Annotated in this window: 12 protein-coding genes and 2 tRNA genes; 11 read left to right on the top strand and 3 right to left on the bottom strand. The window is 68.0% G+C overall.

Annotated features, from left to right (window positions below; translation table 11 throughout):
• The first annotated feature begins 141 nt into the window (after nucleotides 1-141).
• From dnaN to G6N30_RS20790, 9 genes are all read left to right on the top strand, one after another.
• The gene (gene dnaN, locus G6N30_RS20830; RefSeq protein ID WP_179965650.1) at nucleotides 142-1332 is read left to right on the top strand and encodes a DNA polymerase III subunit beta; all 1191 of its coding nucleotides are present in this window, start codon (nucleotides 142-144) and stop codon (nucleotides 1330-1332) included.
• A gap of 27 nt (nucleotides 1333-1359) precedes the next feature.
• Entirely contained in the window at nucleotides 1360-2253 is an 894-nt protein-coding gene (gene gnd / locus G6N30_RS20825) for a phosphogluconate dehydrogenase (NAD(+)-dependent, decarboxylating) (protein WP_134058769.1), read from the top strand.
• A gap of 18 nt (nucleotides 2254-2271) precedes the next feature.
• Complete coding sequence (gene recF / locus G6N30_RS20820; RefSeq protein WP_134058766.1) at nucleotides 2272-3414, top strand: DNA replication/repair protein RecF; 1143 nt, start codon at nucleotides 2272-2274, stop codon at nucleotides 3412-3414.
• The gene (locus tag G6N30_RS20815) at nucleotides 3411-3974 is read left to right on the top strand and encodes a DUF721 family protein (protein ID WP_134058763.1); all 564 of its coding nucleotides are present in this window, start codon (nucleotides 3411-3413) and stop codon (nucleotides 3972-3974) included. The genes recF and G6N30_RS20815 overlap by 4 nt, the downstream gene beginning before the upstream one ends.
• A gap of 221 nt (nucleotides 3975-4195) precedes the next feature.
• On the top strand, nucleotides 4196-6223 hold the full coding sequence (gene gyrB / locus G6N30_RS20810; RefSeq protein ID WP_134058760.1) for a DNA topoisomerase (ATP-hydrolyzing) subunit B: 2028 nt from the start codon (nucleotides 4196-4198) through the stop codon (nucleotides 6221-6223).
• 28 nt (nucleotides 6224-6251) lie between these two features.
• Nucleotides 6252-8762, top strand: coding sequence for a DNA gyrase subunit A (gyrA, locus tag G6N30_RS20805; RefSeq protein WP_134058757.1), 2511 nt, complete (start codon nucleotides 6252-6254; stop codon nucleotides 8760-8762).
• Between the two features lie 17 nt (nucleotides 8763-8779).
• Nucleotides 8780-9625, top strand: a complete 846-nt coding sequence (locus tag G6N30_RS20800; RefSeq protein ID WP_134058754.1) for a DUF3566 domain-containing protein — start codon at nucleotides 8780-8782, stop codon at nucleotides 9623-9625.
• Between the two features lie 59 nt (nucleotides 9626-9684).
• Nucleotides 9685-9758: transfer RNA gene (locus tag G6N30_RS20795), tRNA-Ile, on the top strand.
• A gap of 161 nt (nucleotides 9759-9919) precedes the next feature.
• Nucleotides 9920-9992, top strand: a tRNA-Ala gene (locus G6N30_RS20790).
• Between the two features lie 29 nt (nucleotides 9993-10021).
• Here G6N30_RS20790 and cwsA read toward each other — a convergent pair.
• The gene (cwsA, locus tag G6N30_RS20785; protein WP_134058751.1) at nucleotides 10022-10456 is read right to left on the bottom strand and encodes a cell wall synthesis protein CwsA; all 435 of its coding nucleotides are present in this window, start codon (nucleotides 10454-10456) and stop codon (nucleotides 10022-10024) included.
• 97 nt (nucleotides 10457-10553) lie between these two features.
• On the opposite strand from cwsA, the gene G6N30_RS20780 reads away from it, so the two are divergent.
• Nucleotides 10554-11081: a peptidylprolyl isomerase gene (locus tag G6N30_RS20780; RefSeq protein WP_134058748.1), complete on the top strand. Its 528-nt coding sequence runs from the start codon at nucleotides 10554-10556 to the stop codon at nucleotides 11079-11081.
• 21 nt (nucleotides 11082-11102) lie between these two features.
• Here G6N30_RS20780 and G6N30_RS20775 read toward each other — a convergent pair whose 3' ends face one another.
• Nucleotides 11103-11522, bottom strand: a complete 420-nt coding sequence (locus G6N30_RS20775) for a PH domain-containing protein (RefSeq protein ID WP_134058745.1) — start codon at nucleotides 11520-11522, stop codon at nucleotides 11103-11105.
• A gap of 155 nt (nucleotides 11523-11677) precedes the next feature.
• Nucleotides 11678-11962, bottom strand: a complete 285-nt coding sequence (gene crgA, locus G6N30_RS20770) for a cell division protein CrgA (protein ID WP_134058742.1) — start codon at nucleotides 11960-11962, stop codon at nucleotides 11678-11680.
• Nucleotides 11963-12028: 66 nt separating this feature from the next.
• On the opposite strand from crgA, the gene G6N30_RS20765 reads away from it, so the two are divergent.
• Complete coding sequence (locus tag G6N30_RS20765; protein ID WP_163687711.1) at nucleotides 12029-12865, top strand: DUF881 domain-containing protein; 837 nt, start codon at nucleotides 12029-12031, stop codon at nucleotides 12863-12865.
• Nucleotide 12866: the final 1 nt, after the last annotated feature.

Genomic DNA, 12866 nt, shown 5'->3' with positions numbered 1-12866 from the left:
TCAAGTTCGAGTGGAAAGCTCTACGGTGGTTCATCGACAGCCGTTACGGTCGTCGAGACGCATCAGGGCGACGCGTTCCGAGACACCGGGGAAACCGCTGGTAGAGCTCATTGTGGTGTTATTCGAAGGGACGCTATGGACGTGGTGCCGACGACGGCGGGTCACACCGATCTGAAGTTCCGCCTGGTCCGCGAGGACTTCGCCGACGCGGTGGCCTGGGTGGCGCGTAACCTGCCGACCCGACCGACCGTTCCCGTGCTCGCCGGCGTGCTGCTCACCGGTGACGACGACGGCCTGACCATCTCCGGATTCGACTACGAGGTCTCGGCCGAGGTCCGCGTCGCTGCCGAAATCGCCTCTCCGGGAAGCGTTTTGGTGTCGGGTCGACTGTTGTCCGACATCACCAAGGCGTTGCCGGCCAAACCCGTCGACGTCAGCGTCGAGGGCACCCGCGTGTCGCTGACCTGCGGTAGCGCCCGGTTCTCGCTGCCGACGATGGCGGTCGAGGACTACCCGGCGCTGCCCACGCTGCCCGACGAGACCGGCGTCATCGGCGCCGACCTGTTCGCCGAGGCCATCGGCCAGGTGGCGGTCGCGGCCGGCCGGGATGACACCCTGCCCATGCTCACCGGTATCCGCGTCGAGATCACCGGTGACAGCGTGGTTTTGGCGGCCACCGACCGGTTCCGGCTGGCGGTGCGCGAACTCACCTGGTCGACCAGCACCCCCGACGTCGAGGCCGCGGTGCTCGTACCGGCGAAGACGCTGGCCGAGGCGGCCAGGGCCGGTACCGACGGATCCGACGTGCACCTCGCACTCGGCGCCGGTGCGGCCGTCGGCAAGGAGGGCCTGCTCGGCATCCGCAGTGAGGGCAAGCGCAGCACCACCCGTCTGCTCGACGCCGAATTCCCGAAGTTCCGCCAGCTGCTGCCCAGCGAACACACCGCGGTCGCCACCATCGGCGTCGCCGAGCTCACCGAGGCGATCAAGCGTGTCGCGCTGGTCGCCGATCGCGGTGCGCAGGTGCGGATGGAGTTCGCCGACGACGTGCTGCGGCTCTCCGCAGGCGCCGATGACGTCGGTCGCGCCGAGGAGGACCTCGCGGTCGCGTTCTCCGGTGAGCCGTTGACCATCGCCTTCAACCCCACCTACCTCACCGACGGGCTGGGGTCGCTGCACTCGGAGCGCGTGACGTTCGGGTTCACCACGCCCAGCCGTCCCGCCGTGCTGCGTCCGGCGGGTGACGAGGAGACCGGCGGCGGCGCCGGACCCTTCCCCGCGCTCCAGACCGATTACGTGTACCTGCTGATGCCGGTGCGGCTCCCGGGCTGACCGCACAACTGAACAAGAGGGGCGCACATGCAACTGGGGTTGGTGGGGCTCGGCAAAATGGGCTTCAACATGCGCGAACGCCTACGCGAAGGTGGGCACGAGGTAGTCGGCTACGACCCGCGCCCCGAGGTCACCGACGTCCCCTCACTCGCAGCACTGGCCGACGCGCTGTCCACGCCGCGGGTGGTGTGGGTGATGGTGCCGTCGGGTTCGGTCACCCACGACACGATCGTCTCGCTGTCCGAGGTCCTCGGTGAGGGCGATCTGGTGATCGACGGTGGCAACTCGCGCTACACCGAAGACGGCCCGCACGCGGAGTTGTTGGGAGCCAAGGGAATCGGGTTCATCGACGCCGGCGTCTCGGGTGGCATCTGGGGTCTGGCCGAAGGCTACGGCCTGATGGTGGGCGGCGACGACGCCGACGTCGAACGCATGATGCCGATCTTCGACACCCTGCGTCCGCCGGGGGACCGGGCGGACGGCTTCGTCCACGCCGGCCCCGTCGGTGCCGGCCACTTCGCGAAGATGGTGCACAACGGTGTGGAGTACGCGTTGATGACCGCGTACGGCGAGGGCTACGAGATGCTCGCCGCCGAGCAGCTGATCAAGGATCCGCAGGCGGTCTACCAGGCCTGGACGAACGGCACGGTCGTGCGATCCTGGCTGCAGCAGCTGCTGGCCAAGGCGCTGCGGGAGGATCCGGGCCTGGCCGAGATCTCCGGCTACACCGAGGATTCCGGCGAGGGCCGGTGGACCGTCGAGGAAGCGATCCGGCTGCGCGTGCCGGTGCCGTCGATCGCCGCGTCGTTGTTCGCGCGGTTCCAGTCCCGCCAGGAGGATTCGCCCACCATGAAGGCGGTCTCGGCGCTGCGCAACCAGTTCGGTGGCCACGCCGTTCAGAGGATCAGCAAGTCAGGGTAACCGCGAGGAGCGAGTGACGTGTTCGTCCGGCACCTGACGCTGACCGACTTCCGGTCCTGGGCGCGCGCCGATCTGGAACTGGAGCCGGGCCGTACCGTGTTCGTCGGACCGAACGGCTTCGGGAAAACCAATCTTGTTGAGGCGCTGTGGTATTCGTCAACGCTCGGGTCGCACCGGGTGGCTTCCGACGCGCCGCTCATCCGGGAGGGTGCGCCACGGGCGGTGGTCTCCACCATCGTCGTGAACGAGAGCCGCGAACTGGCGGTCGATCTGGAGATCACCACCGGCCGCGCGAACAAGGCCCGGCTCAACCGGTCCCCGGTCCGCAGCCCCCGCGAGGTGCTCGGGGTGCTGCGGGCGGTGCTCTTCGCGCCCGAAGACCTTGCGCTGGTCCGCGGCGACCCGGGGGAACGCCGCCGGTATCTCGACGACCTGGCCACCACACGCCGCCCGCGCATCGCCGGGGTGCGCGCGGATTACGACCGCGTGGTCCGGCAGCGCACCGCGCTGCTGAAGAGCGCCGCGGCCGCCCGCTACCGCGGAGACCGCAGCGTGCTCGACACCCTCGACGTCTGGGACGGTCACCTCGCCGAGCACGGTGCCCAGTTGATGGCGGCGCGCGCCGAACTCGTCCATGACGTGGCGCCGGAGGTCGAGAAGGCCTACCAGTTACTGGCACCCGGCTCACGGCCGGCGGGGATCCGGTACCGCACCAGCATCGACGCCGACGACGACGTGAGCGCGGAGTACTACGAGGCCGCGCTGCTCGATGCGATGGCGCGCAAACGCGACGCCGAACTCGAACGCGGAGTGTGCCTGGTCGGGCCCCACCGTGACGACCTCGAGCTCAAACTCGGTGATCAGATGACGAAAGGCTATGCCAGCCACGGGGAATCGTGGTCCATGGCGTTGGCGCTGCGGCTGGCCGCCTACGAACTGCTCCGCACCGAGGGCAGCGATCCGGTGCTGTTGCTCGACGATGTGTTCGCCGAACTGGATGCCGCGCGCCGCCGCGCGCTGGCGCAGGTGGCCGCGTCGGCCGAACAGGTGTTGGTGACCGCGGCGGTGGAAGAGGACATCCCGGCGGACTGGGATGCCCGCCGGATCATGATCCGCATGCACGACGGTGAGGACGGGCGCGTATCGATGGTGGAGGCATGAGCGACGACGACGACAACCCGACCGGGCCGCCGGCCCATCTGGCGGATCTCAAGGGTATGGACCTGGTGCGGCGGACCCTGGAGGAAGCGCGGGGCGCGGCGCGCAGCCAGGGCAAGGACGTCGGCCGCGGGCGTACCTCGTCGCCCGCCCGCCGCGTCGCGGGCACCGGCCGGCGCCGCACCTGGTCGGGCCCGGGGCCGGATTCGCGCGATCCCCAGACACTCGGCGCGGCGACCCGCGACCTCGCCCGCAGCCGTGGCTGGTCGCCGCGGGTGGCCGAGGGTGCGGTGTTCGGTCAGTGGGCGACCGTGGTCGGCGAGCAGATCGCCGAGCACGCCACACCGTCGACCCTGCGGGAGGGCGTACTCACGGTGGCGGCGGAATCCACCGCGTGGGCGACGCAGCTGCGGATGGTGCAGGCACAGCTGTTGGCCAAAATCGCCGCGGCCGTCGGCGACGGGGTGGTCACTTCGCTGAAGATCACCGGCCCGACGGCGCCGTCCTGGCGTAAGGGCCGCTACCACATCGCCGGCCGCGGGCCCCGTGATACGTACGGATGAGTCGTCCCCGACAGTGGGCTGAGAGCCGCCAGGCGTGCCCCAGCCCAGTCCTCAAGCGTCTGGACGCACCGAAGTTCGAGAAATTCCGCGCACGGCGCGGATAGATAGGTGAAAACGCCGCCGCAGCGTCGGTCTGGACGCCATCTCCCGGTAGACTGGACAGGAACTACGCAGCGGTCCGTGGACCGCGCGCCCGCGAACCCCAAGGAGACGCGTCCAACGTGGCTGCCCAGAAGAAGAATGCGCCGAGTGAGTACGGTGCAGATTCGATCAAGGTCCTCGAAGGTCTGGAAGCGGTTCGCAAGCGTCCCGGTATGTACATCGGGTCCACCGGCGAACGTGGCCTGCACCACCTGATCTGGGAGGTGGTCGACAACGCCGTCGACGAGGCGATGGCCGGCTTCGCCACGAAGGTCGACGTACGGATCCTCGAGGACGGCGGCGTCCAGGTCACCGACGACGGCCGCGGCATCCCGGTGGCGATGCACGCGACCGGAATCCCCACCATCGACGTGGTCATGACGGTCCTGCACGCCGGCGGCAAGTTCGAGGAGGGCGCCTACCAGGTGTCCGGCGGCCTGCACGGGGTGGGCGTGTCCGTGGTGAACGCGCTGTCCACGCGCCTCGAAGCCGACGTCCGCAAGGACGGCTACGAGTGGTTCCAGACCTACGACCGCTCGGTGCCGGGCACCCTCAAGCAGGGTGAGAAGACGAAGGCGACCGGCACGACGATCCGGTTCTGGGCGGATCCGGACATCTTCGAGACCACGAACTACGACTTCGAGACGATCGCCCGGCGACTGCAGGAGATGGCGTTCCTGAACAAGGGGCTGACCATCGAGTTGACCGACGAGCGCGTCACGGCCGAAGAGGTCGTGGACGACGTCGTGAGCGATCACGCCGAAGCCCCGAAGACCGCGGAGGAGAAGTCGGCCGAGGCGGCCAAACCGCAGAAGGTCAAGCACCGGGTCTTCCACTACCCCGGCGGCCTGGTCGACTTCGTCAAGCACATCAACCGCACCAAGACGCCGATCCAGCCCAGCGTCATCGACTTCGACGGCAAGGGTGAGGGCCACGAGGTCGAGATCGCGATGCAGTGGAACGCCGGCTACTCCGAGTCGGTGCACACGTTCGCCAACACCATCAACACCCACGAGGGCGGAACCCACGAAGAGGGCTTCCGCACCGCGCTGACCTCGGTGGTGAACAAGTACGCCAAGGACAAGAAACTCCTCAAGGACAAGGACCCCAACCTCACCGGTGACGACATCCGCGAGGGCCTGGCCGCGGTCATCTCGGTGAAGGTGTCCCAGCCGCAGTTCGAGGGCCAGACGAAGACCAAACTCGGCAACACCGAGGTCAAGTCGTTCGTGCAGAAGATCTGCAACGAACAGCTCAGCCACTGGTTCGAGGCCAATCCGGCCGAGGCGAAGACCATCGTGAACAAGGCGGTTTCGTCGGCGCAGGCACGGATGGCCGCCCGCAAGGCGCGCGAACTGGTGCGGCGTAAGAGCGCCACCGACATCGGCGGCCTGCCCGGCAAGCTGGCCGACTGCCGGTCGACCGATCCGCGCAAATCCGAACTGTATGTGGTGGAGGGCGATTCGGCCGGCGGCTCGGCCAAGAGCGGTCGCGACTCGATGTTCCAGGCGATCCTGCCGTTGCGCGGCAAGATCATCAACGTCGAGAAGGCCCGCATCGACCGCGTGCTGAAGAACACCGAGGTCCAGGCGATCATCACCGCGCTCGGCACCGGTATCCACGACGAGTTCGACATCAGCAAGCTGCGGTACCACAAGATCGTGCTGATGGCCGACGCCGACGTTGACGGACAACACATCTCGACGCTGCTCCTGACGCTGCTGTTCCGGTTCATGAAGCCGCTGATCGAGAACGGGCACGTGTTCCTCGCGCAGCCGCCGCTGTACAAGCTGAAGTGGCAGCGCAGCGCACCGGAATTCGCCTATTCCGACCGGGAACGCGACGGCCTGCTCGAAGCCGGGCGTGCGGCGGGTAAGCGGATCAACGCCGAAGACGGCATCCAGCGCTACAAGGGTCTGGGCGAGATGGATGCCAAGGAGCTGTGGGAGACCACGATGGATCCGTCGGTGCGGGTGCTGCGCCAGATCACGCTCGACGACGCGGCCGCCGCCGACGAACTGTTCTCGATCCTGATGGGCGAGGACGTCGAGGCACGCCGCAGCTTCATCACCCGTAATGCCAAAGACGTTCGCTTCCTTGACGTTTAGACGTCCGACCGATTCATAGGACTCATCGATGACCGATACCACGTTGCCTCCCGGCGACGAAGCAGGAGACCGGATCGAACCGGTCGACATCCAGCAGGAGATGCAGCGCAGCTACATCGACTACGCGATGAGCGTGATCGTCGGGCGCGCGCTGCCCGAGGTGCGCGACGGCCTCAAGCCGGTGCACCGCCGAGTGCTCTACGCGATGTTCGACTCCGGGTTCCGCCCGGACCGCGGCCACGCGAAATCCGCACGCTCGGTTGCCGAGACGATGGGTAACTACCATCCGCACGGCGACGCGTCGATCTACGACACCCTGGTCCGGATGGCCCAGCCGTGGTCGCTGCGCTACCCGCTGGTCGACGGACAGGGCAACTTCGGCTCGCCGGGTAACGATCCGCCGGCGGCGATGCGGTACACCGAGGCGCGGCTGACTCCGTTGGCGATGGAGATGCTGCGCGAAATCGACGAGGAGACAGTCGATTTCATCCCGAACTACGACGGTCGGGTGCAGGAGCCGACCGTCCTGCCCAGCCGGTTCCCGAACCTGCTGGCCAACGGGTCCGGCGGCATCGCGGTCGGCATGGCGACCAACATCCCGCCGCACAACCTGCGGGAGCTCGCCGAGGCCGTCTACTGGTGCCTGGAGAACTTCGAGGCCGACGAGGAGACCACGCTGGCCGCGGTCTGCGAGCGGGTCAAGGGGCCGGACTTCCCGACCCATGGCCTGATCGTCGGATCGCAGGGCATCGACGACACGTACAAGACCGGGCGCGGCTCGATCAAGATGCGCGGCGTCGTCGAGATCGAAGAGGACAGCCGCGGCCGCACCGGCATCGTCATCACCGAGCTGCCGTATCAGGTCAACCACGACAACTTCATCACCTCGATCGCCGAACAGGTCCGCGACGGCAAGCTCGCCGGCATCTCCAACATCGAGGACCAGTCCAGTGACCGGGTCGGCCTGCGCATCGTCGTCGAGCTCAAACGCGACGCCGTGGCGAAGGTGGTGCTGAACAACCTCTACAAGCACACGCAGCTGCAGACCAGCTTCGGGGCCAACATGCTGTCGATCGTCGACGGTGTCCCCCGCACGCTGCGTCTCGACCAGCTGATCCGCTACTACGTCGACCATCAGCTCGACGTGATCGTGCGACGCACCCGCTACCGGTTGCGCAAGGCCAACGAGCGGGCCCACATCCTGCGCGGTCTGGTCAAGGCGCTCGACGCGCTCGACGAGGTGATCGCGTTGATCCGTGCCTCGCAGACCGTCGACATCGCCCGCGCCGGCCTGATCGAGCTGCTCGACATCGACGAGATCCAGGCCCAGGCCATCCTCGACATGCAGTTGCGTCGCCTGGCCGCCCTGGAACGGCAGCGCATCGTCGACGATCTGGCCAAGATCGAAGCCGAGATCGCCGACCTCGAGGACATCCTGGCCAAGCCGGAACGTCAGCGCGCGATCGTGCGCGACGAGCTCGCCGAGATCGTCGAGAAGCACGGCGACGACCGCCGGACGCGCATCATGCCCGCCGACGGGGAGGTCAGCGACGAAGATCTGATCGCCCGCGAGGACGTCGTCGTCACGATCACCGAGACCGGCTACGCCAAGCGCACCAAGACCGACCTGTACCGCAGCCAGAAGCGCGGCGGCAAGGGTGTCCAGGGCGCCGGGCTCAAGCAGGACGACATCGTCAACCACTTCTTCGTCTGCTCGACCCACGACTGGATCCTGTTCTTCACCACGCAGGGCCGGGTGTACCGAGCGAAGGCCTACGAGCTGCCCGAGGCGTCGCGTACGGCACGCGGCCAGCACGTCGCGAACCTGCTGGCGTTCCAGCCCAACGAGCGCATCGCCCAGGTCATCCAGATCAAGAGCTACGAGGATGCGCCGTACCTGGTGCTGGCCACCCGCAACGGGCTGGTGAAGAAGTCGCGGCTGACCGACTTCGACTCGAACCGCTCGGGCGGCATCGTCGCGGTGAACCTGCGCGACGGTGACGAACTGGTCGGCGCCGTGCTGTGCTCGTCCGAGGACGACCTGCTGCTGGTGTCGGCCAAGGGCCAGTCGATCCGGTTCTCCGCCACCGACGAGGCGCTGCGCCCGATGGGCCGGGCGACCTCGGGTGTGCAGGGGATGCGGTTCAACGCCGACGACGAACTGCTCTCGCTCAATGTGGTGCGTCCGGACACCTATCTGCTGGTCGCGACCAGTGGTGGCTACGCCAAGCGCACCTCGATCGAGGAGTACACGGCGCAGGGCCGCGGCGGAAAGGGCATCCTGACGATCCAGTACGACCGTCGACGTGGCAATCTTGTCGGAGCGTTGATCGTCGATGACGACACGGAGTTGTACGCGATCACCTCGGGTGGAGGTGTCATCCGGACGGGCGCCCGCCAGGTCCGCAAGGCCGGGCGGCAGACCAAGGGCGTTCGGTTGATGAACCTGGGTGAGGGCGACACACTGATTGCCATTGCGCGCAACGCCGAAGCGGGCGACAGCACCGACGAGGTCAACACCGACCCGGATGCGGTCTGATCAGTGAGGAGCCGTAGGTGAGTGCACCGAACGAGCCGGGATTCCCGCGCGGAGGCGAAAGCCCCGGGGGCGGTAACGGCTCCCCCGCGCCGGGCGCGGGCCGCGACAACGGCTCGGCCGGCCGGGTGGGAACCGAGGGCGGGGACGTCCCGCCGTGGCAGCGTGGCCGTCCCAGCCGCCCGCCGCAGGGCGGCCCGGCCCGTCCCGAGCCGGCGCGCAGCGGATCCCCGGCGCACGCGCCGGGCGCCGAGGCCAGGAACACCAGCAGGTTTCCGGTGAGCGGTTCGGCTCCCACCGAGGAGACGCACGCGCCGGCCGCGCCCGTGCGGACCACCGAGGCGCCGCGGCCCGAGGCGTACGCCAGCGAGCTGCCGGATCTGTCCGGCCCGGTGCCGCGTCCGCCGCAGCGCAAGCCCGCGGGTGAACGGCCGAGTACCGAGCCGCCGTCCCGGTCAGCGTCCGCACCGCGCACCCAGGTGGGCCACCGGCCCGCGCGCGGACCGGTCCGCGCCAGCATGCAGATCCGCCGCGTCGATCCGTGGAGCGCGCTGAAGGTGTCGCTCGTGCTGTCGGTGGCGTTGTTCTTCGTGTGGATGATCGCGGTGGCGTTCCTCTACCTGGTCCTCGGCGGCATGGGCGTGTGGGACAAGCTCAACAGCAACGTCGGCGACCTGCTGACCAGCACGAGCGGCGGCGGCGGCGGTGAGTTGGTGTCCAGCGGCACCATCTTCGGCGGCGCGGCGCTGATCGGTCTGGTCAACATCGTGATCCTCACCGCGATGGCGACAGCGGGGGCGTTCATCTACAACCTCACCACCGACCTCGTGGGCGGTGTCGAGGTCACGCTGGCCGACCGCGACTAGGGATTTGGGGACAGAGGCGCGGTTACGGTAATCTCGCTGCTCGTCCGTATGCGACTTAAGGGCCTATAGCTCAGGCGGTTAGAGCGCTTCGCTGATAACGAAGAGGTCGGAGGTTCGAGTCCTCCTAGGCCCACTGGACAGGCTGGTCGTCACACCGGCCGCGCCCACGGGAAGGGGGCACCGTGCGATTCGTTCTGGTGCTCGCCGCGGTGGGCGTGTCGGTTCTGGTGTGGCGGTCACGGCACGGCCCCGAGGTGTGGCACGCGCTGGACGAACACTCAGCCTGACCCGCGAGGGGCCTTAGCTCAGTTGGTAGAGCGCTGCCTTTGCAAGGCAGATGTCAGGAGTTCGAATCTCCTAGGCTCCACTCCCCTTTTCCAGCGCGCGCAGGCCCCGTCAGGGCTTCGGCGTGACTTCCACACTCGGCGGCAGCGGCGAGGGCTCGGGTTTCATCGAGCGCCGCACGATCGAGAACGTCACCGCACCCACGGCCAGCACGCCGACACCCACCCCGACGGTCAGCAGGCGCTTGCGGCGGCGGTTGCGGGTGCGGCCGGCGTTGCGGGCGTCCGGCAGGCTGCTCACCGCCTCCTGGACGGCCGTCAGCTCGCGCACGAGGGTCTCCTGCGCGCCGGCCAGTTCCCGGCGCAGCTGCCCCTTGCGGTAGCGCCTGCGCAGTTCCGCCGCGGTCGCCTGTGCTGAGTCCCTACCCAACTCGACGCCCACCCCGAGCGCACCGCGCGTGACGTCGACGGGGCCGACGGCGGTGTACTTCAAGCCGCGGGCCAACCGCTGCCGGGGAGTCAGGGGCGTCAGGGGGGTCAGGGTCATGCGTTACCTCTTTCGCGGCAGTCCGATGGGTGGCTCCAGCCTGCCATCACGGGTGCGGTGTCGGCGCGCTATCGGTGCGATGGCACACTGACATCCCGTGACGAGCCCCATTCAGACCGCGACGGCCACCCTCCACACCAATCGTGGCGACATCAAGATCGCCCTGTTCGGAAATCATGCACCCAAGACGGTGTCGAATTTCGTCGGACTCGCGCAGGGCACGAAGGACTACAAGGGCGAGAACGCCTCCGGCAGCACGTCGGGCCCGTTCTACGACGGTGCGGTGTTCCACCGTGTCATCGCCGGATTCATGATCCAGGGCGGCGATCCGACCGGAACCGGCCGCGGCGGGCCGGGCTACCAGTTCGCCGACGAGTTCCACCCCGAGCTGCAGTTCGACAAGCCCTACCTGCTCGCGATGGCCAACGCCGGCCCGGGCACGAACGGGTCGCAGTTCTTCATCACCGTCGGCCAGACCCCGCACCTCAACCGCCGGCACACCATCTTCGGTGAGGTCGTCGATCCGGATTCACAGAAGGTGGTCGACGAGATCGCCTCCACCGCGACCGACCGCAACGACCGCCCCACCGATCCGGTGGTCATCGAATCGGTCACCATTTCCTGACCTACTGAACTGACGACGCCTTCACTGCGCGCCGGTGTATCCGGCCGCGGTGAGGGCGTCGAGTACGTCGAGGGGGTCGGCGCCCAGATCCCAGCGGGTCAGCACGTGCAGCCCGTCGTCGGTCGTCTCGATCTCCAGTAGCCGCATCTTGCGCGCGAGCCGACGGAATTCGGTGATCCGGACGAGCTTGACGTCCGCGCGGGTGAGGACACGGGTGCTGAACCAGCCGCGGACCGCGACGCCCTCGGCTGTGATTGCCAGCTTTGGTCTTGCCCGCCACGACATGATTGCAAACGTGATCAATCCCACTGCGGCAATGCCGGTGAGAAGTCGCCCCGGGGCCTCTGTGACAACCATCACAGAAGCGATAGCCATCACCAGGCCCACGAGCCCGCAACCTGCGATTCCCAGCGGGGACGGGCTCCACTCAGTTTGCTGCACGCGTTCTGCACACCCTTTTACCGCTGCTGATGAGGTTATCCACAAGTGCTATCCCCAATGGGGATGAACTACACCGATGTGATTGGCATATCCCGGCGTTGCTGAGACGTTCGCCAGCCGTCCGCGAAATGAATTCATCTCGCCGGTTGCGCGGCTCAGCGCCAACGCATCGTGAGCAAAAGTCCGGTGATCATGAAGGCAAACGCGATGGCGTAGTTCCACGGTCCGAGGTCGGCCATCCATTGCAGCAGGCTCGGCGAGTCGACCGGATTGGTTGCGGCCAGCTGGAAAACCAGTAGCCAGATCAATCCGATGAGCATCAGCCCGACGAAGAGCACGACGAACCACACGCTGGACGGTCCGGCCTTCACCTTCACCGGAGTCCGGCTCACCGGGCTGATGGTGAAGTCGTTCTTCTTACGGACTTTCGACTTGGGCATGGTCACCTTCGGAGGCTGTCGGCGTCGCACGTCCACCGGTGCGCAGACCGGCCTCTCAATGCGACGATGGTGCAGATGCCCCCTGAGCCTAACGTAGGACCCGCTGGGGAAACGCCGCCCACGGAGACGGCGGCCCCCGCGGCGCCGGCGCGCGCGCCGGCCGGGCGCCGCTCGGCGTGGCGTTTCGGGGTGCCGCTGGTGTGTCTGGCCGCCGGGCTGTTGCTGGCCGCCACCCACGGAGTCTCCGGCGGCGACGAGATCCGCCGCAGCGACGCCCCCCGGCTCGTCGACCTCGTCCGCGAGACCCAGCAGTCCGTCGACCGGCTGGGCGCCGAACGCGATCAGATGTCCGCGGCCGTCGACGGTCACCACGGGGACTCCCCCGGCACGGACGCGGCGCTGACCGCGATCACCGACCGCTCCGCCGCACTGGCCGTCGACGCCGGCCTGGACCCGGTGAAGGGCCCGGGACTGGTCGTCACCCTCAACGACGCCCAGCGTGACGCCGAGGGCCGGTTCCCCAGGGACGCCTCCCCCGACGACCTGGTGGTCCACCAGCAAGACATCCAGGGTGTGCTCAACGCGCTGTGGAGCGCAGGCGCCGAAGGCGTCCAGATGCAGGATCAGCGCATCATCGCCACCTCGGCCCCACGCTGCGTCGGCAACACACTGCTGCTCAACGGCCGCACCTACAGTCCGCCGTATGTGATCACCGCCGTCGGCGACACCGCCGCGATGCAGGCGGCGCTGTCGGCCTCTCCCCTGGTGTCGCTGTACAAGCAGTACGTGGTGCGCTTCGGCCTCGGCTACACCGAGGAACCGCGCGCCGAGGTGGAACTCGTCGGGCACTCCGAACCCGTCCGCATGCAGTACGCCAAGCCGATCGGGCCGCTCGGGTACTGAT

The organism is Mycolicibacterium litorale (assembly GCF_010731695.1).
Lineage (GTDB): Bacteria > Actinomycetota > Actinomycetes > Mycobacteriales > Mycobacteriaceae > Mycobacterium > Mycobacterium litorale.
The sequence above is the reverse complement of the archived record's forward strand: the minus strand, read 5'-3'. Positions and strand labels throughout refer to the sequence as shown.